Raw genomic sequence first — 23,865 nt, 5'->3', positions numbered from 1 at the left:
ACGCCGCACGGCAACGCGGCGGTACGCCAGCGCCGCCGCACGCCAGCGCCGCCGCACGCCAGCGCCGCCGCACGGCGGCGCGCCAGGCAGCGCGCGGGCGGGCGCTCAGCCCCTCTCGGGTTGGACGATCTGGCCGCGCAGGGTGTTCAACAGGTCGGCGCTGTCGGCGACGGAGAGCCGGGTGAACACCCCGGTGGCGATGCTGCCGTGGTCGACGGAGGTGCACACCACCACGTCGCCGTCGGCCGGCCGGCCGATCGCGCAGCGCTCGTGCCGACCTCGTACGCCGGTCTGCACCGTCTCGGGCGCCTCCAGCGCGTAGCGCTCGGTGAGTCGGGTGATCTCCGCGTCGGCATCCGCCTCCGGGCTCAGCCGGAAGCCGGTGCCGCCGAAGACCGTCACCCGCTTGCCGTCCGCCGTGGCGTAGACCCCGGCAAAGGTGTCCTCGGCCAGCCAGTGCTCCTGGCGTACCTCGTTCTCCAGCTGTCGGGCCGTCGTGGCGCTGCCGTCGTCCTGCCGCAGGCTCAGATCGGCGACCTGCTCGGGCAGCGCGGCGCGGGCCGGGTACTGGGACGAGATCGGTAGGCCGTAGTAGGCGGGGCATCCGCAGCAGCAGGCCAGCGTGAGCAGCAGTAGCCACGGCCAGCGACGTCGACGGCGGACGGGGACCGGGACGTACCCCTTGGGGGCTTCCCAGCCCGGTGGTGGCGTCACCGGCGGTGGTGTGGCCGACCGCCGTCCCCGCCGCTGCTTCGGCACCCGAGCCGGCGGCGCCGGCCGGACCGGCGCGGTGGGCCGGGCCGTGCCGGGCTGGGCCGGCTGGGTGGGCCGGGCGGGCGGCGCCGAATGGGCTGGTGGGGCCGGGTAGGTGGGCGGCGGCGGGTAGGCGGGCGACGTTGGGTGGGCGGGCGGCGGGGAGACCGGATGCATCCCGACTGGCGGTGCGGGCGGCCCGGACCACTGCCGGGTCGACGGGGGCACCGGGTAGCCCAGCGTCGGGGGGAGCGGGGGCAGCTCGGCGGAGGGCAGATCCCAGCCGCCGGTGTCCACCCCGGCCCACGGGTCGACCGGGGTGCGGTGCTCGGGCGGCTGCTCGGGTAGCGGTGGCGGCGGGGTCGGTTCGGCCGACTCGCCCCAGGCACGCCTGCGCGGCAGCGGGGGAGGGACCGGCGCGGACCCACTCCACCGGGGCGCGGGGACCACCGTGGGCCCGGCGGGGGAGTCCGCGGACGCGGCCTGGGCCGCCGGCCCCGACTGGGCCTCGGGCTCCTGAGCCGTCGGCTCGGGCTGGGCCGCGGGTTCCGGGGCCGTGGGCTCGGGCTGGGCCGTGGGTTCCTGGGCCGTGGGCTCGGGCTGGACCGCAGGTTCCTGGGCCGTCGGCGCCGGCTGGCCCGTGGACTCCTGAGCCGTCGGCTCGGGCTGGACCGCAGGTTCCTGGGCCGTGGGTTCCGGCTGGTCGGGGGTGGTGGGCTCGTCCGGCGGTACGGGTGGGGAGGTCGGCTCGTCGGCGACCGCCGGAGCGTCGTCCGGCTCCGGGCCCGGGGTGCGCCCGTCGGCCGGCCGTGCTCCCGGCTGGGGCTCCGGCATCGCGGCAATCTCCTCTCGCGCCGGTCCGAGGTTAGTACCGCGTCGCCACCACCGCCGCGCGGGCATCGAGGCGGAGCGCGTGAACAGGTGGTTGATCGGGCCGCATCGTGGCGTGCGCGCGGTCACCGACGGCCGGGCGCGTACCCTTGGCCATCATGAGTGCCCCGTCCACGACGCCGCGCGCGGCCGCGACCAATTCTGTCTGGCCCCGGCTCGAGCCGCTGCTCCCTCAGGTCTCCAAGCCCATCCAGTACGTCGGCGGTGAGCTGGGCGCGGTGGTCAAGGACTGGGACACGGCGACGGTGCGCTGGGCGCTGATGTACCCCGACGCGTACGAGGTGGGCCTGCCCAACCAGGGTGTGCAGATCCTCTACGAGGTGCTGAACGAGCTGCCCGACACCCTCGCCGAGCGGACGTACGCGGTCTGGCCCGACCTGGAGAACCTGATGCGCACGCACGGCGTGCCGCAGTTCACCGTCGACGCGCACCGGCCGGTGCGCGATTTCGACGTGTTCGGCATCTCCTTCTCCACCGAGTTGGGCTACACCAACATGCTCACCGCGATCGACCTGGCCGGCATCCCGATGCTGGCCGCCGACCGCACCGACGCCGACCCGGTGATCGTGGCCGGTGGGCACGCCGCCTTCAATCCGGAGCCGATCGCCGACTTCATCGACGCCGCGGTGCTCGGCGACGGTGAGGAGGCCGTCCTGGAGATCACCGCGATCGTCCGGGAGTGGAAGGCCGAGGGCGCCCCCGGTGGCCGGGACGAGCTGCTGCTGCGGCTGGCCCGCACCGAGAGCGTGTACGTGCCGCGCTTCTACGACGTCGACTACCTCCCGGACGGGCGGATCCAGCGGGTCGTGCCGAACCGGGCGGACGTGCCGTTCCGGGTGCACAAGCGCACGACGATGGACCTGGACGCGTGGCCGTACCCGAAGAAGCCCCTCGTCCCGCTCGCCGAGACGGTGCACGAGCGGTACGCGGTGGAGATCTTCCGGGGCTGCACCCGGGGCTGCCGGTTCTGCCAGGCGGGCATGATCACCCGTCCGGTGCGGGAGCGGTCCATCACCACTGTCGGGCAGATGGTCCGCGAGGGCCTGGAGTTCTCCGGCTTCAACGAGGTGGGCCTGCTGTCGCTCTCCTCGGCCGACCACTCCGAGATCGGTGACATGTGCTCGGGCCTCGCGGAGCAGTACGCGGGCACGAACGTCTCGCTGTCGCTGCCGTCGACCCGGGTCGACGCCTTCAACATCGACCTCGCGCAGGAGTTGTCCCGCAACGGGCGGCGGACCGGCCTGACCTTCGCCCCGGAGGGCGGGTCGGAGCGGATCCGCAAGGTCATCAACAAGATGGTGTCGAAGGAAGACCTGATCCGTACCGTCGTCACCGCGTACAGCAACGGCTGGCGCCAGGTGAAGCTCTACTTCATGTGCGGCCTGCCCACCGAGACCGACGAGGACGTCCTCGAGATCGCGGAGATGGCCCACGAGGTGATCAAGGCTGGTCGGGCCGCCACCGGTTCCAAGGACATCCGGTGCACGGTCTCCATCGGCGGGTTCGTGCCGAAGCCGCACACCCCGTTCCAGTGGGCATCGATGGAGCGTCCGGAGGTCATCGACCACCGCCTCAAGATCCTCAAGCAGGCCATCAACTCGGACCGCTCGCTGGGCCGGGCCATCGGCTACCGCTACCACGACGGCGAGCCGTCGCTGATCGAGGGCCTGCTCTCCCGCGGCGACCGCCGGGTCGGCTCGGTGATCCGCAAGGTCTGGGAGAACGGCGGCCGGTTCGACGGGTGGAGCGAGCACTTCTCCTACCAGCGCTGGGTGGACGCGGCAGCCGAGACGCTGCCCGCGTTCGGGGTCGATCTCGACTGGTACACCACCCGCCAGCGCGACGAGCTGGAGGTCCTTCCCTGGGACCACCTGGACTCGGGCCTGGACAAGGACTGGCTCTGGCAGGACTGGCAGGATTCGCTGAGCGAGTTCGAGCAGGACGACTGCCGGTGGACTCCGTGCTTCGACTGCGGTGTCTGTCCCTCGATGGACACCGAGATCCAGATCGGCCCCACCGGCAAGAAGCTCCTGCCGCTGACGCCGATCAAGGGCCTCAAGACCCCCACCGCCTGAGGAGCGAGACGATCAGTAAGAAAAACCAGCCGGAGGGTGGGCAGGCGCCTGTCGTTCAGCGCGCCCGCATCCGGTACGCCAAGCGCGGGCCGCTGCGGTTCACCTCGCACCGGGACTTCGCCCGGGCGTTCGAGCGTGCGCTGCGTCGTGCCGCCGTACCGATCGCCTTCTCCCAGGGCTTCACCCCGCACCCGAAGATCTCCTACGCCAGCGCCGCGCCCACGGGGGTGGCGAGTGAGGCGGAGTACCTGGAGATCGGTCTCCAGGCCCCGGTGGAGCCGGAGGCGCTGCGCGCCGCGCTCGACGCCGCGCTCTCACCCGGGCTGGACGTGCTGGAGGTGGTGATCGCCGACGGTGGCAGCCTGGCGGACCGGATCGAGGCGTCGCACTGGCACATCGAGTTGCCCCAGGTCGACGAGGCGACGCTGCGCGCCGCCGTGGACGCCTTCACCGCCGCCGACGAGGTGCTCGTCGAGCGGATGACCAAGCAGGGGCGACGCACCTTCGACGCCCGTGCAGCAGTCATGTCGATCGATGTCCTGTCCCCGACGCAGACGCCTTCCGGGGCGCCGGCCGTACCGTGTGCGATACTCGAACTGGTCGTGCGGCAGGTCACCCCGTCCGTACGGCCCGATGACGTCCTTTCCGGCCTCCGCGTGGTGGCCGACCTGGAGCCGCCGGTCTCGCCGAGGGTGACCCGGCTGGCTCAGGGCACGCTGACCGCGCAGGGTGCGATCGTGGATCCGTTGGATGCGGACCGCGGCGGGGCAGCCATCGTTGGGCACTGACCGACGGTCAGCGCTCTTGCAGGCAGACTTCGGCGGTCGCGCACCACGCGCGCCCGGCGGAAACACTTTTGCGGCGACCCTGCGTGGCAGCGCTCACCCGCGCCCGGGGCAGCCAGAACTGGAGAACGTCCATGCTCGAGAACGAGCCCGAGGGCGGCGAACGGACCGGTTCACAGCCGGCCGACGACACCGCTGACCAGAGCACCACCACCGACGGCGCTGCCGGCGCGGAGCAGGCGGGCGTCGAGAGCGCCGAGCCTGCCGCGCCGCCACGGCGGGCGCGGGCCACCCGGCGTCGGGCCGCACCGCTCAACCAGCCGGAGCAGGCCGAGGCGCCCGTCGAGGCGTCCACCGGCGGGGCCGGCGCCGTCGAGTCGCCGCAGGCGGAGGTCTTCGCCCCGATCTCCGGTGACCTGGACGTCGCCCCGAAGACCCCCCGACGCCGGCGCAAGGCGGCCCCCGTCGAGACGACCGCCGAGGAGCCGCTGGTCGCCGCCAGCGCGGAGCTGGCCTCTCCCGAGGTCGTTCCTCCGGTCAAGGTGACCCGCACCCGGCGCAAGAAGGCGACACCCGCAGTCGAGGAGCCGCCGGCCGTCGCGGAGCCCGCCGCCGTCGCGGAGCCTCCCGCCGTCGCGGAGCCTCCCGCCGAGGAACTGCCGGCCGTCGCGGAGCCCGAAGCCGTCGAGGAGGACGCCGCCGAGACGCCGGCGGAATCCGACAGGCGTCAGGCGGAAGCCGAGCTGAACGAGGCGCAGACCTCGCCGGCCGGCCCCGTCGCCGAGCAGACGTTCGGTGCCGCGCAGGAGCGCTCCGGCGAGGTGGCGCCCGGTGTCGCCGTGGCGAACGTGGCCGACGAGCCGATCGAGCCTGCCGAGGTCATCGAGGCCGAACCGCCGCGTACCCGCCGTCGTCGGGCTGCGCTCTCCGCGCCCACCGTGCTGTTCATGGCGCCGCAGCCGGACGCCGTGCCGGTGACCCGGCCGGCGGAGCCCGCTCCGGTGGCCGAGGAGTCGGCCGTCGAGGCCGAGCCGTCGCGTCGGCGGCGGCGCGGTCGCCGCGACGCCGAGCCGGTGGAGCCGGTCGAGGCCGTCGAGGCCGAGGAGGAGCCGACCGAGGAGGCCGACGAGGCCACCGAGGCGGACGAGGACGACGAGGACAGCGCCGCCGCGCGTCGTCGCCGCAGGCGTGGCCGCCGCGGTCGGGGGCGGGGCAAGGGCGGTGCCGACGACGCCGACGACGAGGAGTCCGACGAGGCGGCGCAGGCCGACGAGGAGGAGACCGCCGAGGCCGAGGCCGAGGGTGACGAGGACGAGGAGTCCGAGGGTGGGGACGGGCTGACCCGTCGTCGCCGTCGTCGCCGCCGTCGGGGCGCCGGTGACACCGAGGGCGCCGCCGACGACGGCGTGCCCACCGTGGTCAAGATCCGCGAGCCGCGTCGTACTGTCGACGAGGTCCAGGGCGTGTCCGGCTCGACCCGGCTGGAGGCCAAGCGCCAGCGCCGCCGGGACGGCCGGGAGCAGCGGCGTACGCGGCCGCCGATCCTCAGCGAGTCGGAGTTCCTGGCCCGCCGGGAGGCGGTCGACCGGGTGATGGCGGTCCGGCAGCGCGGTGACCGCACCCAGATCGCCGTCCTGGAGGACGGCGTGCTGGTCGAGCACTACGTCACCCGCAACTCCTCGGGCACCATGGCCGGCAACGTCTACCTGGGCAAGGTGCAGAACGTGCTGCCCAGCATGGAGGCGGCGTTCGTCGACGTCGGCCGAGGCCGCAACGCGGTGCTGTACGCCGGCGAGGTCAACTGGGACACCTCCGGGCTGGAGGGGCGCGCCCGCTCGATCGAGCAGGCGCTGCGCTCCGGCGACTCGGTGCTGGTGCAGGTCACCAAGGACCCGATCGGGCACAAGGGCGCGCGGCTGACCAGCCACGTCGCCCTCTCCGGCCGGCACCTGGTCTACGTGCCCAACGGCAACGCTTCCGGGATCAGCCGCAAGCTGCCGGACACCGAGCGCAAGCGACTGCGTGACGTGCTCAAGAAGCTGGTCCCGGACGGCGCCGGCGTGATCGTTCGTACGGCCGCCGAGGGCGCCAGCGAGGACGAGCTGGCCCGCGACGTCAAGCGGCTCCAGGCGCAGTGGGAGGACATCCAGGCCAAGGCCGCCGAGGGCGGCGCGCCGGTGCTGCTCTACGAGGAGCCCGACCTGGTCATCCGGGTGGTCCGGGACCTGTTCAACGAGGACTTCCGCGAGCTGGTCATCGAGGGCGAGCAGTCGTACGGCATGGTCGAGTCGTACCTGTCGCACGTCTCTCCGGACCTGGTCGACCGGGTGCGCCGGTACGTCGGCACGAGCGACGTGTTCGCCGAGTACCGGATCGACGAGCAGATCATCAAGGGCCTGGACCGCAAGGTGTTCCTGCCCTCCGGCGGCTCGCTGGTGATCGACAAGACCGAGGCCATGACTGTCGTCGACGTCAACACCGGCAAGTACACCGGCTCGGGCGGCAACCTGGAGGAGACGGTCACCCGCAACAACCTGGAGGCGGCGGAGGAGATCGTCCGCCAGCTCCGGCTGCGGGACATCGGCGGCATCGTGGTGATCGACTTCATCGACATGGTGCTGGAGTCGAACCGGGAGCTGGTGCTGCGTCGGCTCACCGAGTGCCTGGGTCGGGACCGCACCAAGCACCAGGTCACCGAGATCACCTCGCTCGGTCTGGTGCAGATGACCCGTAAGCGGATCGGCGCGGGCCTGCTGGAGGCGTTCAGCGAGACCTGCGAGTGCTGCAAGGGTCGGGGCGTCATCATGCACACCGAGCCGGTGCCGGAGAAGCCGCGTACCGGTGGGGCCGCGGAGAAGGTCAAGGCGGTCGCCTCGTCGGCTCCGGCTGCTCCGGCTGCTCCGGCCGTCGAGAACGGCACCGCGTCCTCCCGCCGTCGGGCGCGCAAGAGCGCCCCGGCCGAGCGCGCGGTGGTCGAGGTCGTCGACACCGACACCAGCGCCGAACCGGACGCCGACTACCAGGACACCATGGGGTACGACCTGTCCCGCTACGAGGCGGAGACCGAGGCCGCCCCGGCGGTGTCCGACAGCCAGCAGGGCGAGTCGGCCCGGCTGGCGGCGGCGGACGACCCGGACGCCGTCGCCGACGGTGACACCGACGAGGAGGCCGGTGGCGCGGGGCGTCGCCGCTCCCGCCGCGGTGGCGCTCGCCGACGGACCCGCCCCTGACGGTCTGACCGGCCCGGTGTTTGACGAGGTCCCTTTCCCGGCAATGTGACGGGGGAGGGACCTCGCCGCTCCGGTCACCCCGGGCCGGGAGTGGTCGGCCCCGGTCAGGAGAAGAAGATGCGTCGCCTGCTCGCCGTCACCATGGTGGTCGCCGTGCTCGCCGTCGGAGCCGGCTGCTCCGCCGACCGGTCGGGCGGTGCGGCCCCGGCCGGCGCGACCGCCGAGGTTTCCGGCCCGGCCGCCGGGTCCGGAGGTGCTCCCGGCGGGTTGACAGGTACGCCTGTGGGTGGCGGTGTCACGGGCGGGAACGCGCAGGTCTGCGCCGAGGCGCAGCAGGCCGGTGCCACAGCCGTCCGGGAGTACGTGGCGGAGCTGGGCCGCATGGTCGCGGCGGTGGGTGCGGGGGACACCGCCACCGCCGATGCGGCCCGTACGAGGGCGCAGACGGCGCTGGCCGGCTGGCGGGCCGCACTGCGGGAGCAGTCGGCGCGGTCCACCGATCCGCAGCTCAAGACGCTGCTCAGTGACCTCGGCACGGAGGTCGCCGCCCTCGGCGGGGACGTCGAGTCGATCGACGAGACCGAGCTGGACCGGCTCCAGCAGCGCCTCGACCAGCTCTGCGCCCGCTGAGCAGGGCGGGCCGGTTTGGGGTCCGGGCCGGCAATGGCGTACTCTTGCCTGCGGCCCACCTTTGGTGTGCCGAGTTCCCGTGTGCCCGCGCCGCCGTGCACTGCTACCCGGCGAGCCGCCGCGGGGACGACCGCCAGCAGCCTCAACGACAGGGAGTCCGCCTCCGATGTACGCGATCGTCAAGACCGGCGGCAAGCAGTACAAGGTCGCCGAGGGCGACGTGATCGAGGTCGAGAAGCTCACCGGTGCCCCCGGTGACGCGGTGAAGCTCACCGCGGTGCTCCTCGTCGACGGTGACGACCTGGTGACCGACGCGGCGAAGCTTGCCGAGGTCGCGGTGTCCGGCGAGATCGCCGCGCACACCAAGGGCCCGAAGATCCGGATCCACAAGTTCAAGAACAAGACCGGCTACCACAAGCGCCAGGGTCACCGCCAGCCGTTGACCCAGGTCAAGGTGACCGGCATCTCCAGCGGGAAGTAGGTCGTCCTCCAATGGCTCACAAAAAGGGTGCGTCCAGCTCGCGTAACGGTCGTGACTCCGCGGCCCAGCGACTCGGCGTGAAGCGCTTCGGTGGTCAGGTCGTCAGCGCCGGTGAGATCATCATCCGGCAGCGTGGCACCAAGTTCCACCCCGGTGACCTGGTCGGCCGTGGCGGCGACGACACGCTGTTCGCGCTGTCGGCCGGTGCGGTTCTCTTCGGCACCAAGCGCGGTCGTAAGACCGTCAGCATCGTTCCGCAGCAGTAGTTCTCGAGCCAAGCGGGCCGCGGACCTACGGGTCCCGGCCCGTTTGGCTTTTTTCGAAGTGCGGGGTTGGACCTCGCTGGAAGGATTGACGCCGTGGCGACGTTCGTTGACCGGGTCGTTCTGCATCTGCAGGCCGGCGATGGTGGGCACGGTTGTGTCTCGATCCACCGCGAGAAGTTCAAGCCCTTCGGCGGGCCGGACGGCGGCAACGGCGGGCACGGCGGCAGCGTGTCGCTGGTGGTCGACCCGCAGGTGACCACGCTGCTCGACTTCCACTTCCACCCGCACGTCAAGGCCGACAACGGCAAGGGCGGCGCCGGGTCGAACCGGGACGGGGCCAACGGCCACAACCTGGTGCTGAAGGTGCCCAACGGCACGGTGGTGCAGACCACCGACGGCACCGTGCTGGCCGACATGGTCGGCGCCGGCACCACCTTCGAGGTGGCCCGCGGCGGGCGCGGCGGGCGGGGCAACGCCTCGCTGGCAAACGCCAAGCGCAAGGCGCCGGGCTTCGCCGAGCTGGGCGAGCCCGGCGACCAGCTGGACATCGTGCTGGAGCTGAAGAGCGTCGCCGACGTGGGCCTGGTGGGTTTCCCCTCGGCCGGCAAGTCGTCGCTGATCTCGGTGATCTCCGCGGCCAAGCCGAAGATCGCCGACTACCCGTTCACCACCCTCGTGCCCAACCTCGGTGTGGTCCGGATGGACAACCACACCTTCACCGTCGCCGACGTGCCGGGCCTGATCCCGGGCGCGGCGACCGGCAAGGGCCTGGGCCTGGAGTTCCTGCGGCACATCGAGCGCTGCGCGGTGCTGGTGCACGTCATCGACTCGGCGACCCTGGAGCCCGGCCGTGACCCGGTCGCCGACATCGACGCCATCGAGGCCGAGCTGAGCCAGTACGGCGGGCTGACCGACCGCCCGCGGCTGGTGGCCGTGAACAAGGTCGACGTGCCGGACGGCCGGGACCTCGCCGAGATCGTGCGCCCCGACCTGGAGGAGCGCGGCTACCGGGTGTTCGAGGTCTCCGCGGCCACCCGCGAGGGGCTCAAGGAGCTGACGTACGCGATGGCCGAGCTGGTCGACGCGGAGCGTAAGGCCGCGCCGCCCGCCGAGCCGACCCGGATCGTGATCCGGCCGATGGCCGTGGACGACGACGGCTTCACCATCACGACCGAGGCGGACGGCTCGTTCACCGTGCGCGGCGTCCGGCCGGAGCGGTGGGTCAAGCAGACCAACTTCGACAACGACGAGGCCGTCGGCTTCCTCGCCGACCGGCTGGCCCGGCTCGGCGTGGAGGACAAGCTGGCCAAGGCCGGCGCGCAGCCCGGTGACCTGGTCCGGATCGGTGAGCGCGAGTTCGACTGGCAGCCGACGTTGTACGCGGGTGTGGAGTTCGTGCCCGGTAACCGGGGCACCGACGTCCGCCTGGAGGAGAAGTCGAACCGGGCCTCGGCGGCGGAGCGGCTCGCCGCGCGCAAGGCCCGGCGGGTGCGTTCGGCGGACGAGGTGGGCGCTGACGCGTCCGACGACGACGTCGACGACATCGACGAGGACGACGCCGAGTAGTCCGTTGCTCTCCGTGATCGGGACGACTTCCGGAAACCTTCGCGAAATCCATCCCGCCTAGCGTTGGGTGATGCTGATCGAGTCGCGGCCCGCCACCGATCCCGAGATCGCCGCCCTGCTCGTCGCCCAGCAGCGTGAGCTGCGCGAGGCCGACGGTGGGTTGGACGGGCAGGTCTTCGTCCCCCACGACGACGTCCGCTACCTCGCGGTGGTGGTGAACGGTCGGGCGGTCGCCTGCGGTGGGCTCCAGGCCCTCGACGCCGCCACCGGCGAGATCAAGCGGATGTACGTCCGGCCGGCGTACCGGGGGCGGGGCATCGCCCGTCAACTGGTCGCCGCGCTGGAGGAGTGCGCGTTCCGGCAGGGGCACTCGGTGGTCTGCCTGGAGACCGGCACGTACCTTCCGGCGGCCATCGGGCTGTACACCTCGTGCGGCTACGAACCGATCCCGGTGTACGGCGAGTACGTCGGCAACCCGTACAGCGTCTGTTTCGCCAAGCGGCTCCCGGTCGCGGCCTGACGGCCGCGGTCGGCCCGACGGCCGCGGTGGTGGTGGTGGTCAGGCGCCGGTCTCGGCGTGCGCCACCGTGACCGGCTTCGACTCCGGCGAGGCGTGCTGACGCAGCACGATGCTCAGCAGGATCAGGGCGCCGACCGCCAGGAACTCGCTCTGCCAGTTCTGCATCGACTGGAACCAGAAGTCGCTGGTGCCGAGGAAGTCCCACACGCCGATCGGCGGCGCACCGCTCTGCAACGCCTGCTCCTGGTTGTAGGCGGCGGTGCCGCCGAGCAGGTGCCCGACGAACGAGCCGGCGAAGATCAGCAGCAGCGCGAGGGAGAGGCTGTTGCGGTAGACCACCAGCGGAAGGCCACCGGCGCGTACCGGCCACGGTGACTGGGCGGTGGCGCGGCGCTCGTCGTCCTCCGGCCGGTCGGTCTGGTCCAGCGGCTTCGACTCGGCCGAACCCCGCTGCACCAGGTACGCGGTGAGCAGCACGTACCCGCCCATCTGGAGGAACTCCGACTCCCAGTTCTCGAAGACCGCCTCGGCGAAGTGCCCGCTGGTGAGGTACGCCGGCCAACTCAGCGGGGCGGCGCCGAACTCGGCCAACTCCTCGTTGTGGGTCTGCCAGCCGAAGACACTCTGCAACACCAGGAAGACCAGGAAAGCGCCGAGCATGGCTGCGGCCAGCGCGTTGTCGCGTATCCAGCGAGGCATCATCGACCCCCTTCACGGATCCTCGGCTGGTCACCTACCCACGCCACCGTCGCCGTCAAACCAGCGAATTCGCAGCTCAGGGCCTGTCGATCGGGGTGTCCAGGCGCCCGCCGGTGCCCGCCTGGTTGGACAGCAGCAGCCCGAGCGCGAGCATGCCGAAGCCGAGCGCGAGGTGCAGCCAGTTGTCGGCGGCGTTGACCGGCAGGATGTTCGCGCCGGCGTCCTCGTCGACCGCCTCGATCGCCAGGCCGTACAGCCAGAGGGCCAGGTAGACCGCCCCACCGGCGGCCAGGAAGAGTCGGGCGCCGCCGACGCTGCGGGCCAGCGCCAGGCCCACCAGCCCGAACAGCAGGTGCACCGCGTTGTGCAGGATCGACACCTGGAACAGCCCGAGCAGCTTGGCGTCCGAGTGGTGCCCGGCGAAGGTCAGCTCGCCGTAGTCGGTGGTGATGCCGGGGATGTAGCCGAGGATGCCGATCAGCAGGAAGACGCCGGCCACGACCAGCGCGGCCACCTGCACCCGGGGCCGGGGCGCAGCGGGTCGGCCACCTCGCGCGTCTCGTGCCATCCCTGCCCCCTCCGGTGGATCTGCCGGTCCCACGAACCTCACTGTCCGCGGCGGCGACGTGACGCAGCCCGACGATCCTCCATTTTGAAGCGGATCCCGCCGGTCCCGCAGAGAAATGCACGAAGAGGTATGGAAGGCGAAACGGAGGGTAGGTGAGTTGTCAGCGGCCACGGCGTCACGGCCGCATCCCCCCAGCACAACCGCGACGACTTTCTGAGCGGAAGGGAAATCATGACTTACGATCTGTCACCCACGACTTCCACGTACGGGCACGAGTCCACCAACGGCGGTGGCGTCCGCGAGCAGGCCCGCCACGTCGGGTCCGAGGCGGCGCACGCCGGTGGCGCGGTCGCCCAGACCGCCAAGGAGCAGGGCACCGAGGTCGGCCGCGAGGCCGCCCGGCAGGCCCGCAACCTCTACGGCGAGGCGCGCAGCCAGCTCGCCAGCCAGACCGGTGAGCAGCAGCGCCGGGCCGCCGGTGGACTGCGGTCGATCGCCGACGAGATGCGCACCATGGCCGAGCAGGGTGGCCAGGCCGGCCCGGTGAGCGAGCTGGCCCGCCAGGCCGCCGACCGGGTGCACGGTGTGGCCGGCTGGCTGGAGGAGCGCGAGCCCGGCGACCTGATCAACGAGGTACGCGACTACGCGCGGCGCAACCCGGGCACCTTCCTGGTCGGCGCGGCGGTGCTCGGCGTGCTGGCCGGGCGTCTGACCCGCAGCATCTCCGACTCCGGTGACCACTCCGGCAACGGCTCCGCCGGCTACCGCGGCGCCGGGGCGTACGACCCGGAGCAGACCGCGGTGATCCCCACGCCGCCGCCGGCGCCCCGGACGGCCGCCGACGCCACCCCGCCGGGTGGCTACCTCGACCCGACCCCCGGGACGTACACCGAGCCGACCTCCGGCGGCTACGTCGACCCGACGCCGGGTGGCTACAGCGACCCCACGCCGGGCGGCGCGGGTGGCTACACCGAGCCGGCCAGCACCGGTCAGCCGCTCCCGCCGGTGACCCAGACCGACCCGCTGCCGGGCGTGCCGTCCAGCGGCAGCCCCCGCCCGTGAGGCGCCGAGTCATCCGAAGGGAGGCGACGGCATGACCATGCCGACGCAGGGGTCCGGCCTGGACTCCGGTTACCACCCCGACGCGGGCGCCCCGCACACCGCGGCGGACGTGAAGGGCAGCTCGCTCGGTGACCTGATGCGCCAGGTCACCACCGACCTGTCGACGCTGATGCGCCAGGAGGTCGAGCTGGCCAAGGCCGAGATCCGCCAGGAGGGCAAGAAGGCCGGCAAGGCCGCGGGTCTCTTCGGCGGCGCCGGCTTCGGTGGCTACATGGTGGCGTTGTTCGTCTCCATCGCCGTGTGGCAGTTCCTGGACAACGTCATGGACTCCGGCCTGGCGGCGCTGATCGTGGCCGTCATCTGGGCCGTGGTCGCGGCGGTCCTCTACTCGATGGCCAAGAAGAACGCCCAGCACGTACGCGGGCTCAAGCAGACCAACGACAGCGTGCAGCGGATCCCCGACGCGCTCAAGCCCCACCCGGAGGGAGTCACCCGATGAGCACCGATCCCGACCAGATCCGCCGGGAGATCGAAGCCACCCGCAACAGCCTCAGCTCCGATGTGGACGCCCTGGCCTACAAGGTCAGCCCGAGCCGCATCGTCGACGACCGCAAGCAGCGGGCCCGTTCCGCGCTGCAGAATGTGAGGGACAAGGTCATGGGAACCGCGTCTGACCTCGGCCACGGCACCGGCCACGCCGCCCACTCGGTGGGTGACCGCGCCTCCTCGGCGGCTTCCAGCGTCAGCGACGCCGCGCACTCGGCGGCCTCCTCCGTGAGCGACGCCGCCCACAGCGCGCCCCGGGTGATCCGGCAGAAGTCGCAGGGCAACCCGCTGGCCGCCGGCCTGATCGCCTTCGGGGTCGGCTGGCTGGCCTCCTCGCTGATCCCGGCCTCCCAGCGGGAGCAGCAGGCCGCCGCGCAGGTCAAGGACAAGGTCAGCGAGCACAGCGGCGCCGTGAAGGAGAAGCTGGGCGAGGTGGCCAGCGAGCTCAAGGAGGAGCTGCGCGAGCCGGCCCAGCACGCCGCCGAGTCGGTGAAGTCCACCGCCCAGGACGCCGTGCACGCGGTCAAGGACGACGGCCGCTCGGCCGCCCAGGACGTCAAGGACCAGGCCCAGCAGGCCCGCCAGCAGGTCAGTTCCTGAGCCCACCCGCATCGCCGACAGCTCGCGGTCACTCCGGTGGCCGCGAGCTGTCGCACGTCCACCCCGACGCGGCGGCGGTGCCGACGCCGCTCAGCGCGCGCGTCGGCCCGGTCGGCGAGCGGCCTGGCGGATCCGGGAGTTGCCGTAGCGGACTCCGCCGTGAAGGAGGCGCTGGGCGACCGCCAGCCAGCTGCAGAAGCCACGTTCGAGCAGCCAGAGCGGGGCGGCCAGCGAGGTGCTGGGTGGGAAGACGACCCCGCCGTCGGCGCGGCGGCGGCCCACCTCGGCCACGGCGACGACAGCGGTCGCGGTGCCGAGCAGCAGCCGGGGCCTGCGGGACGCGACCGCCGCGGCCAGCGCGGGCAGGACCGCGAGCGCGGTCAGCAGGCGGGCCGGCTGGGCCAGGTCGTCGTACGCCTGGCGGACCCGTTGGCCACGGAAGTGCGTCGCGTCCGGCGGCAGCCGGCGTACGTACAGCCAGGGCGGCGCGACCTCCACTCCGCCGTACGCGCGCACGGTGCGGATCAGCTCCAGGTTCTCGAAGAGGACGTCCGAGGCGTACCCGCCCATGGCGAGGAACGTGCTGCGGCGTACCGCGAGGGTGCCGGGGTAGTCGTTTCCGAGCGCCCGGTTGAGCAGCGTCCGCCCGGTGTCCCACCAGGCGTGCCAGGGCAGTGGGTCGAAGTAGTTCTGCGGCCGGACCAGGTCGACCCGGCCCAGCAGCCGGTGCACGGCGCGTAGCCCGGCCTCGTCGTACCGGACGTCGTCGTCGGCGATGACCACGTGTTCGTGGTGTGCGGCGTCGAGGCCGGTGTGCACTCCGACCACCTTGCCGTTGAGCCCCCGCCCGGCGGGATCGGGCGGCAGGTGCCGGACCAGCCCTTGCCATGCCGCCGCGTGCCGGGCGAAGAGTTCCGGGGGTGACCCGTCGACGACGAGCACCTCGACGAGGCCGCTCAACCGGCGCAGGTAGCCGGTCAGCTCGTCCAGACCGGTGTCGGTGTGCCAGCGCAGCGGCAGTACGTACGCCATCGGCAGGGCGGTCGGCGGCGGGGTGGTCGGCGGCAGGGTGGCCGGCGGCGTGCCGGGCTGGTCGTGCCCGGCTCGCCGGGCGGCGTCACCGGTGGCCTTCGAGGGCATCGGCGCCTCCTGGGCAGGCGGTCCGCGGCCGGCGGTGGGCGGGCCGCCCGCTGCACGTGCCCGCCCTGGCACGGTCCAAACCGGGATGTCGTTTCGGCCGCCGGACCGGGGGTAGCGGTGCCGATACGGCAGTCCATCCCCGGACGACGGGTGAAGGAGACGAACATGACCAACAACGGAACGAGGTGGGCGCTGCTCGGTGTCGGCACGGCGACCGCCGTCGGCGTCGGGCGGGTGGTCGCGCGCCGTCGGCGTCGACACCAGCCCGACCGGCAGGACGGCTGGTACGTGGTGCGCCGCGCGGTGACCGTGGACCGGCCCCGGGACGCGGTGATCGGTTTCTGGACCGACCGCGAGCGGCTGGACCGCGCCCTCGGCGAGTGGGCGACCCTGGACCAGCTCGACGAGCGTCGCTGGCGCTGTGTGGCCCGCGATCCCTCCGGCGGTGGCACCGAGTGGCGGGCGGAGATCACCGTCGACGAGCCGGGTGCGCTGCGCTGGCGGGTCGAGGACACGTCGACGCCGCAGGAGGGGCGCATCGAGTTGACCGACGCCCCGCAGGGCCGGGGCACCGAGATCCGCGCCGAGCTGCGCTACCGCTCGGGGCCCGTGCGTCGGCTGTTCGGGCTGGTCGGCGGCGACGAGCCGGACCTGGCGCTGCGGGACACGCTGCGCCGGGTGAAGGCGCTCGTCGAGTGCGGCCAGGTGATCGACACCCGGAGTGACCCGTCCGGCCGGAGTCCGGCCCAGGAGCGGGCGACCGACCGGATGCGGGAGAAGCTGATGACGGGAGGACGGGCGTGAGGGCGCTCTGTTGGGAAGGCGTCGGAAAGCTGGCAGTCCGGGACGTGCCGGACCCGAAGATCCGCGCCGAGGGGGACCTCATCGTCCGGGTGCGGGCCAGCAGCGTCTGCGGTTCGGACCTGCACCTGATCAACGGGTACCTGCCGGCGATGCGGGAGGGGGACATCCTCGGCCACGAGTTCATGGGCGAGGTGGTGGAGGTCGGGCCGGGCGTACGGCAGCACCGGGTCGGCGACCGGGTGGTGGTCGGTTCGGTGGTCGCCTGCGGTGGCTGCTGGTACTGCCGGACCGAGCAGTACTCGCTCTGCGACAACTCCAACCCGCAGCCGGTGTTCACGGAGAAGCTGTGGGGGCACTCGCCGGCCGGCATTCTGGGCTACTCGCACGCGGCCGGTGGTTATGCCGGCTCGCACGCCGAGTACATCCGGGTGCCGTTCGGCGACGTAGGCGCGTTCGGCGTACCCGAGGGGGTGCCGGACGACTCGGTGGTGTTCGCCTCCGACGCGATGCCCACCGGGTGGATGGCGGCGGACTTCTGCGGGCTCACCGGCGGGGAGGTGGTCGCCGTCTGGGGCGCCGGTGGCGTCGGCCAGATGGCGGCCCGCTCGGCGCAACTCCTCGGCGCCGAGCGGGTCATCATGATCGACCGGTTTCCGGACCGGCTGGCCACAGCGGCGGAGCGGGTCGGCGTCGAGACGATCAACTACGCGGAGACCGACGTCCTGGAGGCGCTGCGCGAGCTGACCGGTGGACGCGGGCCGGACGCCTGCATCGAGGCGGTCGGGATGGAGTCGCACGACGTCGGGCCGACCTACGCGTACGACCGGGTGAAGCAGTCCGCGCGGTTGCAGACCGACCGGCCCACCTCGGTCCGGCAGGCGATCATGGCCTGCCGCAAGGGCGGCACGGTGAGCATCGTCGGCGTGTACGCCGGTCTGATCGACAAGTTCCCGCTCGGCGCGGCAATGAACAAGGCCCTGGTGCTGCGGATGGGGCAGATGCACGCGCAGCGCTACATCCCCATGCTGCTCGACCGGCTTGCCGCTGGTGAGATCGACCCCGGTTACCTGGCCACCCACCCGATCCCCCTGGAACAGGGTGCCCGGGGCTACGAGCTGTTCGAGAAGAAGCAGGACGGCTGTCTGCGCAGCGTCCTGCACCCCTGACCCGTCGCCCCACCCTGTCCCGCCGGCGCCTCCCGACACCGGCGGGACGGGGTCAGGCGGGGCGGATGTCGGTGAGGGTCAGGCCGCTGGGCGGCAGCGCGGGCATCCGCCGCAGGTCCAGGGTCAGGTCCTGCGGCGGAACCTCGTAGCGCATGCTGCCGGTCAGGTTGGTGACCGCCCGCTTCATCAGGTCAATGGTGATCCACTCGCCGGCGCAGCGGTGCCCGGTGGTGTGGTCGCCGCCGCCCTGCGGGACCAGCTCGAACGGATCGATACGGCGGCCGGCGAACCGCTCGGGACGGAACAGCTCCGGTTCGGGCCAGAGCGCCGGGTGGTGGTTGGTGCCGTAGAGGTCGAGCAGCACCCGCCGTCCGCGCGGGAAGTGGTGGCCCTCCCAGTCGAACGAGCGCCGGACCCGGGCGGCGGCCATCGGGAAGAACGGGTAGTAGCGACGGACCTCCTGGACGAACTGCCCGGTGGCCTCGTCGTCGCCGTGGACCCTCTCCCGCCAGCCGGGATGGTCGCGCAGGGCGAGCGCGGCGAAGACGATGTACCGGTCCACGGCGACCACCGGGCGCAGCAGGTTGAGCAGTTCGACGGCGGCGGTCCGGCGGGGGAGCAGCGCCCCGCGCGCGTCGCGGTGTTCGGACACGATCGCCAGGGGGCTGCCGGCCGGCGCCGGGTGGATCCCGGTCCGGGCCCGTTCGACGAGGTCGCCGATCCAGCGCTCGGCGCGACGGCGGGCGAGCAGGCCCCGCCAGTGCCGTGGGCCGACGACCGCCGGGCCCTCGATCATGGCGTGCAGGTCGACGGCGCGGCGGTCGACCTGCGACGCGGCCAGCGGCACGCCGGCCCAGGCGCAGACCGCCCGGGTCAGCAGGCGGCCCACCTCGTCGTAGAGCGGCACCGGCCCGGCCGCCTCCCAGGCGGGGATCCGCGCCCGCCACTCGTCGTCGAAGAGCTGTCCGAGGCGCTGGACGGCCGCCGGTGTCATGATCGACATGAACATGGCCTTGCGGTCGGTGTGCTCCGCTCCGTCCAGCCCCTGCACGCCACCCCGGCCGGTGAGCGTCCGCTGCACCCGCAGGGGCATGGCGCTGTCCCGCTGGAAGCGCTCGTTGTCGTAGAAGAGCATCGCCGCCGGCCGGCCCCGTAGGCAGATGGTCGGCGCGAGCAGGATCCGGGTCTGGAAGACGTCGCTGCCGTACCTGTCGCACCGCTCACCGATGAACCGGTAGCCGGCGCGCAGCAGCGCGAGGGTGCTGTCCGGCGTGCGGTCGGCCGGCATGGTCGCCATCGGGCCTCCTCGGGTGCGGGTGGTGGCCGGCGTCGTCGTCCCCGCTGCATCTACCCGTGTTGCCGCCGCTGAATCCCCGCGCCGGCAGCGCGTCGGCTGGCCCCTCCCACGGGCGGCGGAACCTGGTTGGCTTGCTGGTGGGGCCGCCGTGAGCCGGCATCACCGGTCGGCCGGTGCGGCCCCCGGCGGGCCGATGGCCACGACCACGGGGAGGGCGAAATGCAGGACAACAGGTCGCCGCACTGGCGGCAACGGCGGGCGCTCGGGGCGACGGGCGCGGATCGGGCCCGACCACTGATCGGCCCGCCCGGTCGGCCGCTGCGGCCGCGTCGGTTCTTCACCGTGCACCTGGGCTTCACCGCGCCGGGCGCGGCCGACGCCCGCGAGCAGGCAGTGGCGTACGCGGAGGCGCTGAGCCTGCTGCGCCCGGAGGTGGCCCTCGGCGCGGCGGCCCTGTCGCCGGCCGACGCCTGGCACCGGGCCGAGCGGTTGTTCTGTGGTGCCGTCGGCCCGGACGGGGAGCGTTGCGGCGATGTCGCCGAGCATCCGGGCTTCCACCACGCGCCGGGTCCCGGCGGTCTCGGCTGGGGCGACGGTGATGCCTGACCTGGCGTCGCGGGTGGCGATCGTTCCTCGCCACCCGCGACCGTCTGGCGATCAGTCCAGGTCGAACTCGCCGTCCTGCGCTCCGGCGACGAACGCGTCCCACTCGGCCTGGGTGAAGACGAGCACGGGGCCCTCCGGCTCGGCGGAGTTGCGCATCCCGATCAGATCGTCGACGAACGCGACCTCGACGGCGCTCTCCGAGGTGTCTCCCTCAGCCCGTTGCCAGACCGCCCGGGAGAGGTCGAAGTCGCCCTTGGGGTGCTGCGCCATGGTTCTTTCCTCCAGTGCGGGGGCCGTCTGGGGACCGCGTGCCGATCCCCATCGGGCAGGATAAGCGGATGCCGAGCCTGACCCGTGTAGAGGCGACCGCGCGTGGCGCGGCGATTACTGTCGAGTCCTATCAGGTGGACCTCGACCTGACCGGCGACGGGGACCTGTTCCGTTCCCGCGTCGAGATCCGGTTCCGGGCGGCCGCGGGCACCGCGACCTTCGCCGAGGTCAAGCCCGTCAACCTCCTCGCGGTACGCCTCAACGACCGCGACCTCGACCCCGGCACGCTTACCGACAACCGGCTGCCGTTGGCCGACCTCGCCGCGACGAACACCCTGGTCGTCGAGGCGGAGATGGCGTACTCCAACACCGGGGAGGGGATGCACCGCTTCGTCGACCCGGCCGACGGCGAGACCTACCTCTACGCGGTGACCTTCCTCGACAACGTGCAGCGCATCTTCGCCGCGTTCGACCAACCCGACCTCAAGGCGTCGTTCACCCTCACGGTCACCGCGCCGCCGCAGTGGACGGTCTCCAGCAACGCCGAGGTGGCCGCCAATCCGTCCCCGGGTCGCTGGGAGTTCGCCCCGAGCGCGCCCCTGTCCACGTACTTCTTCTCGCTGATCGCCGGTCCGTACCACGTGCGGCGGGCCGAGCACGACGGCGTGCCGCTGGGCCTCTACTGTCGACTGTCGCTCGCCGAGCACCTGGACGCCGACGCCGAGGAGATCTTCACCATCACCCGGCAGTGCCTGGACCGCTTCCACGAGCTCTTCACCGAGCGCTACCCGTTCGGCAAGTACGACCAGGCGTTCGTCCCCGAGTTCAACGCCGGCGCGATGGAGAATCCGGGCATCGTCACCTTCCGCGACGACTACGTGTTCCGCTCGGCGGTCACCGACACCCAGCGCGAGCTGCGGGCCACCACGATCGCCCACGAGATGGCCCACATGTGGTTCGGTGACCTGGTCACCATGCGCTGGTGGGACGACCTGTGGCTCAACGAGTCGTTCGCGGAGTACCTGGGCACCCGGGTCACCGCCGAGGCGACACGCTTCGACCAGTCGTGGACCACGTTCGCCATGCGCCGCAAGGCCTGGGGGTACGCGGCCGACCAGCGGCCCTCCACCCACCCGGTCGCCCCGCAGGACGTGGCCGACGCCGACGAGGGCCTGCGCAACTTCGACGGCATCTCGTACGCCAAGGGCGCCTCCGTGCTGCGGCAGCTCGTGGCGTGGCTGGGCGACGAGGCGTTCCTCGCCGGCCTGAACGCGCACTTCGCCGCGCACCGTTTCGGCAACGCCACCCTCGCCGACCTGCTGGCCAGCCTGAGCGCGGCCAGCGGCCGGGACCTGTCCGGTTGGGCCGAGCTGTGGCTGCGCCAGCCGCAGGTCAACACGCTGCGCGCCGAGGTCGCGGTGGACGCCGACGGCCGCTACACCGAGGTCGCCGTGGTGCAGACCGCGCCCGAGTCGCATCCGGTGCTGCGTCCGCACTGGATCGGCGTGGGCCGGTACGCGGCGGACGGCACCGTGCGGCGTGCCGAGGTGGATCTCGACCCGGCGGTCGACGGCGGTCGGACCGTGCTCGGCGAGTTGACCGGCGAGCCGGCGGCCCAGCTGCTGCTGCTCAACGACGGCGACCTCACCTTCGCCAAGGTGCGCCTCGACCCGGCGTCGGCGGACGCCGTCGCGCTGGTCCTGCCCGGCCTGGCGGCCCCGCTCACCCGGGCGCTGCTCTGGAGCGAGGCACTGGACGCGGTGACCGACGGGGAGCGGCCGGTCGGCGGCCTGGTCGACCTGATGGTCGCGGCACTGCCCGCGGAGACCGAGGTGATCATCGCGGAGGACGTGCTGGCCCTCAGCCGGTCCCTGGTGGACCGTTACCTCGACCCGCTGGCCCGGTCGGCGGCGCTGGCCCGGGTCGCCCTGGCCTGCCGGCAGCTGCTGGACGGCGCCAAGGCGGGGGAGTCGTTGCAGCTCGCCGCCGCGCGCGGCTGGATCGCCGCGACCACCGACACGGACCTGCTCGTCGGTTGGCTCGCCGGCCGCGACGTGCCGGCGGGGTTGAAGGTCGACGCCGAGCTGCGGTGGGCCGTGCTGCGCCGACTCGTGGTGCTGGGCGCGGCCGGGGAGGCGGAGATCGCCGCCGAGGCGGCCGCCGACGTCAGCTCCACCGGCGCGGAACGGGCCGCCCGCTGTCGGGCCGCCGTGGGCGACCCGGCCGCGAAGCAGGCGGCCTGGGAGATCATCGTGCGCGACACCGAGCTGTCCAACCGGCTGCTGGAGGCGACGGCCGAGGGTTTCTGGCAGCCCGAGCAGGTCGAGCTGACCGCCCCGTACGTCGAGCGGTACTTCACCGAGATGCCGGCTGCCGCGCGTCGGCGTACCTCGTGGACTGCCGACCGGGTGGCGAAGCTGGCGTTTCCCCACTACGCCGTTGCGCAACCGACCCGGGAGGCGGCCGCGGCGTTGCTGGCCCGCGACGACCTGACGCCGGGCCTGCGCCGGATGGTCATCGACGCGGACGACGACCTGCGGCGCGCGCTTGTCGCCCGGACGGCGGTGGCCGCCGCGGCGGCCTGAGCCGAGGCGGGCGCGGGGTGGCGTGGCGGCCACCCCGCGCCCGCGTTCAGCGCAGCGCGGGCTCCGCCGTCACCGGGGCGTCGAAGTCGATGACGTAGCGCTGCTCGTGGGCGATGGTCCGCTCCGGGTCCATCGCGGTGCGCACGAGCAGCGGCATCAGCAGCGGCATCAGTGTTCGGGCGACCGGCCCCGGGGCCTTGGCGTGGTTGATCCGCGCCGCGCGGGCGGCCACCTTCTCGACCCGGTTGCGGCGCAGCCGCACGTACGCGTCGAACGCCGACGCCACGTCGGGCAGGTCCCGCAGGCAGCGGGCGAGCTGCACGCCGCTCTCGATGGCGAGCGAGGCGCCCTGCCCGGAGCTGTTCGACGGCGCGTGCGCGGCGTCGCCGACCAGCACCATGCGGCCCCGGTGCCAGTGCGGCACGGGCGGCATGATCTGCAACGAGCCGACGACCTGGAGTTCGTCGGCGACACTTGTGGCCATCAGCTCCCGGCCCGGGTCGTCGTCGCCGTAGCTGGCGCGCAGCGTCTCCAGCCACTGGTCCGCAGGCACCGCGCGGGCCTCGACGAGGCTCATCGGTCGCTGCTGCGGCAGGTTGGCGCCCCAGCGGGTGCCGCCGCCGGGCTCCGGCCAGTACAGGTAGTAGCCGCGTCGCCCGAACGCGAACGTCATCGTGCCCGGCGCGGCGTCGACCTCGTGCCGGGCCACCGCCTCGAAACTGAGCAGACCGGTGAACCGGGGGCCGGGCGCGGCCGGGTCGATGAGGCCACGAACCGTGGACCGGATGCCGTCCGCGCCGACCAGCACGTCGGCGGTGGCCGTGCTGCCGTCTTCGAAGCGGGCGGTCACGCCGATGTCGGTCTGCTCGACGGCCACCAGCCGCCGGCCGTACGCGAAGGCGACGCCCTCGGCGACCGCCCGGTCGTGCAGCACGCGGTGCAGCTGGGCCCGGTGCACCACCCGCAGTGGCGGCACCCCGGCCAGCGTGGGCAGGTCGATGCGCCGACGGCCGACGGCCATGACGCTGCGGTCGATCGGGGTGGCGGTCGCCGTCACCGCCTCGTCGGCGCCTACCGTGCGCAGGGCCGCCACGCCGTTGGGCGCGAGCGCGAGGGTGCCGCCGATGCCGCCCACCCCACTGGCGGTGGCCGGGTACGCCTCGTGAACGGTGGCGGTGATGCCGGCGCGGTGTAGCGCGAGCGCGGTCACCGGGCCGGCGATGCCGCCGCCGATGACTATCGCGGTTCGTACCGTGGTCATTGTTCTCTCCCTGGGTGTCGTCGGTGCGTGCGTACGAAACCGACCTGGGAGGGAACCCGGTTAT

The 23,865-nt window shown here is 72.9% G+C and carries 22 protein-coding genes; 15 read left to right on the top strand and 7 right to left on the bottom strand.

Annotated elements, in window-relative coordinates; genetic code table 11:
- Positions 1-105 precede the first annotated feature (105 nt).
- Positions 106-1,587 carry a hypothetical protein gene (locus tag MILUP08_RS36985; protein WP_007464073.1) on the bottom strand — a complete coding sequence of 494 codons (1,482 nt, stop codon included), beginning with the start codon at positions 1,585-1,587 and terminating at the stop codon, positions 106-108.
- Positions 1,588-1,742: 155 nt separating this feature from the next.
- Here MILUP08_RS36985 and MILUP08_RS27815 point away from each other — a divergent pair, with 155 nt between their 5' ends.
- The 8 genes from MILUP08_RS27815 (at position 1,743) to MILUP08_RS27780 (ending at position 11,197) form a co-directional block, all read left to right on the top strand.
- Positions 1,743-3,719: a TIGR03960 family B12-binding radical SAM protein gene (locus tag MILUP08_RS27815; RefSeq protein ID WP_007464071.1), complete on the top strand. Its 1,977-nt coding sequence runs from the start codon at positions 1,743-1,745 to the stop codon at positions 3,717-3,719.
- A 68-nt stretch (positions 3,720-3,787) separates the two neighbouring features.
- Positions 3,788-4,507, top strand: coding sequence for a TIGR03936 family radical SAM-associated protein (locus tag MILUP08_RS27810; protein WP_083916070.1), 720 nt, complete (start codon positions 3,788-3,790; stop codon positions 4,505-4,507).
- 131 nt (positions 4,508-4,638) lie between these two features.
- The gene (locus tag MILUP08_RS27805) at positions 4,639-7,734 is read left to right on the top strand and encodes an Rne/Rng family ribonuclease (protein ID WP_007464067.1); all 3,096 of its coding nucleotides are present in this window, start codon (positions 4,639-4,641) and stop codon (positions 7,732-7,734) included.
- A gap of 117 nt (positions 7,735-7,851) precedes the next feature.
- A complete protein-coding gene (locus MILUP08_RS27800) occupies positions 7,852-8,364 on the top strand; it encodes a hypothetical protein (RefSeq protein WP_007464065.1) in 513 nt (170 codons plus the stop codon).
- A 166-nt stretch (positions 8,365-8,530) separates the two neighbouring features.
- Positions 8,531-8,845, top strand: coding sequence for a 50S ribosomal protein L21 (gene rplU / locus MILUP08_RS27795; protein ID WP_007464063.1), 315 nt, complete (start codon positions 8,531-8,533; stop codon positions 8,843-8,845).
- A gap of 11 nt (positions 8,846-8,856) precedes the next feature.
- On the top strand, positions 8,857-9,111 hold the full coding sequence (rpmA, locus tag MILUP08_RS27790) for a 50S ribosomal protein L27 (RefSeq protein ID WP_007464062.1): 255 nt from the start codon (positions 8,857-8,859) through the stop codon (positions 9,109-9,111).
- 93 nt (positions 9,112-9,204) lie between these two features.
- A complete protein-coding gene (gene obgE / locus MILUP08_RS27785; protein WP_007464059.1) occupies positions 9,205-10,677 on the top strand; it encodes a GTPase ObgE in 1,473 nt (490 codons plus the stop codon).
- 70 nt (positions 10,678-10,747) lie between these two features.
- Positions 10,748-11,197, top strand: coding sequence for a GNAT family N-acetyltransferase (locus MILUP08_RS27780; protein WP_007464057.1), 450 nt, complete (start codon positions 10,748-10,750; stop codon positions 11,195-11,197).
- Positions 11,198-11,236: 39 nt separating this feature from the next.
- Here the strand turns inward: MILUP08_RS27780 and MILUP08_RS27775 are convergent, their stop codons facing one another.
- Together MILUP08_RS27775 and MILUP08_RS27770 are read right to left on the bottom strand one after the other, a co-directional pair.
- Positions 11,237-11,896, bottom strand: coding sequence for a DUF6766 family protein (locus tag MILUP08_RS27775; protein WP_007464055.1), 660 nt, complete (start codon positions 11,894-11,896; stop codon positions 11,237-11,239).
- A gap of 76 nt (positions 11,897-11,972) precedes the next feature.
- On the bottom strand, positions 11,973-12,464 hold the full coding sequence (locus tag MILUP08_RS27770; protein ID WP_007464053.1) for a DUF4383 domain-containing protein: 492 nt from the start codon (positions 12,462-12,464) through the stop codon (positions 11,973-11,975).
- 231 nt (positions 12,465-12,695) lie between these two features.
- Between MILUP08_RS27770 and MILUP08_RS27765 the strand changes: the two genes are divergently transcribed.
- Genes MILUP08_RS27765 through MILUP08_RS27755 form a run of 3 tightly spaced genes read left to right on the top strand, consistent with a single transcriptional unit; the run spans position 12,696 to position 14,672 of the window.
- Complete coding sequence (locus tag MILUP08_RS27765) at positions 12,696-13,526, top strand: hypothetical protein (RefSeq protein WP_007464051.1); 831 nt, start codon at positions 12,696-12,698, stop codon at positions 13,524-13,526.
- Positions 13,527-13,557: 31 nt separating this feature from the next.
- Positions 13,558-14,025 (top strand): phage holin family protein, encoded by a 468-nt coding sequence (locus MILUP08_RS27760; RefSeq protein WP_007464049.1) that lies wholly within the window; start codon positions 13,558-13,560, stop codon positions 14,023-14,025.
- Positions 14,022-14,672 carry a DUF3618 domain-containing protein gene (locus tag MILUP08_RS27755; RefSeq protein ID WP_007464047.1) on the top strand — a complete coding sequence of 217 codons (651 nt, stop codon included), beginning with the start codon at positions 14,022-14,024 and terminating at the stop codon, positions 14,670-14,672. The genes MILUP08_RS27760 and MILUP08_RS27755 overlap by 4 nt, the downstream gene beginning before the upstream one ends.
- Positions 14,673-14,762: 90 nt before the next feature.
- On the opposite strand, the gene MILUP08_RS27750 is transcribed toward MILUP08_RS27755, so the two are convergent.
- Positions 14,763-15,812, bottom strand: a complete 1,050-nt coding sequence (locus tag MILUP08_RS27750; RefSeq protein ID WP_007464045.1) for a glycosyltransferase family 2 protein — start codon at positions 15,810-15,812, stop codon at positions 14,763-14,765.
- A 165-nt stretch (positions 15,813-15,977) separates the two neighbouring features.
- On the opposite strand from MILUP08_RS27750, the gene MILUP08_RS27745 reads away from it, so the two are divergent.
- Both MILUP08_RS27745 and MILUP08_RS27740 read left to right on the top strand, forming a co-directional pair.
- Positions 15,978-16,616, top strand: a complete 639-nt coding sequence (locus MILUP08_RS27745; RefSeq protein WP_007464043.1) for an SRPBCC family protein — start codon at positions 15,978-15,980, stop codon at positions 16,614-16,616.
- Positions 16,613-17,782: a zinc-dependent alcohol dehydrogenase gene (locus MILUP08_RS27740; protein ID WP_007464042.1), complete on the top strand. Its 1,170-nt coding sequence runs from the start codon at positions 16,613-16,615 to the stop codon at positions 17,780-17,782. The genes MILUP08_RS27745 and MILUP08_RS27740 overlap by 4 nt, the downstream gene beginning before the upstream one ends.
- 52 nt (positions 17,783-17,834) lie before the next feature.
- Here MILUP08_RS27740 and MILUP08_RS27735 read toward each other — a convergent pair whose 3' ends face one another.
- Complete coding sequence (locus tag MILUP08_RS27735) at positions 17,835-19,079, bottom strand: cytochrome P450 (RefSeq protein ID WP_007464040.1); 1,245 nt, start codon at positions 19,077-19,079, stop codon at positions 17,835-17,837.
- A gap of 219 nt (positions 19,080-19,298) precedes the next feature.
- On the opposite strand from MILUP08_RS27735, the gene MILUP08_RS27730 reads away from it, so the two are divergent.
- A complete protein-coding gene (locus MILUP08_RS27730) occupies positions 19,299-19,685 on the top strand; it encodes a hypothetical protein (RefSeq protein WP_007464038.1) in 387 nt (128 codons plus the stop codon).
- Between the two features lie 51 nt (positions 19,686-19,736).
- On the opposite strand, the gene MILUP08_RS27725 is transcribed toward MILUP08_RS27730, so the two are convergent.
- Positions 19,737-19,955, bottom strand: coding sequence for a DUF397 domain-containing protein (locus MILUP08_RS27725; protein ID WP_007464035.1), 219 nt, complete (start codon positions 19,953-19,955; stop codon positions 19,737-19,739).
- A 68-nt stretch (positions 19,956-20,023) separates the two neighbouring features.
- Between MILUP08_RS27725 and pepN the strand changes: the two genes are divergently transcribed.
- Positions 20,024-22,540, top strand: coding sequence for an aminopeptidase N (gene pepN / locus MILUP08_RS27720; protein WP_007464032.1), 2,517 nt, complete (start codon positions 20,024-20,026; stop codon positions 22,538-22,540).
- A 46-nt stretch (positions 22,541-22,586) separates the two neighbouring features.
- Here the strand turns inward: pepN and MILUP08_RS27715 are convergent, their stop codons facing one another.
- Complete coding sequence (locus MILUP08_RS27715) at positions 22,587-23,801, bottom strand: FAD-dependent monooxygenase (RefSeq protein WP_007464030.1); 1,215 nt, start codon at positions 23,799-23,801, stop codon at positions 22,587-22,589.
- Positions 23,802-23,865: the final 64 nt, after the last annotated feature.

Source organism: Micromonospora lupini str. Lupac 08 (assembly GCF_000297395.2).
GTDB classification, from domain to species: domain Bacteria; phylum Actinomycetota; class Actinomycetes; order Mycobacteriales; family Micromonosporaceae; genus Micromonospora; species Micromonospora lupini.
This window is presented reverse-complemented; position numbering and strand designations above follow the sequence as displayed.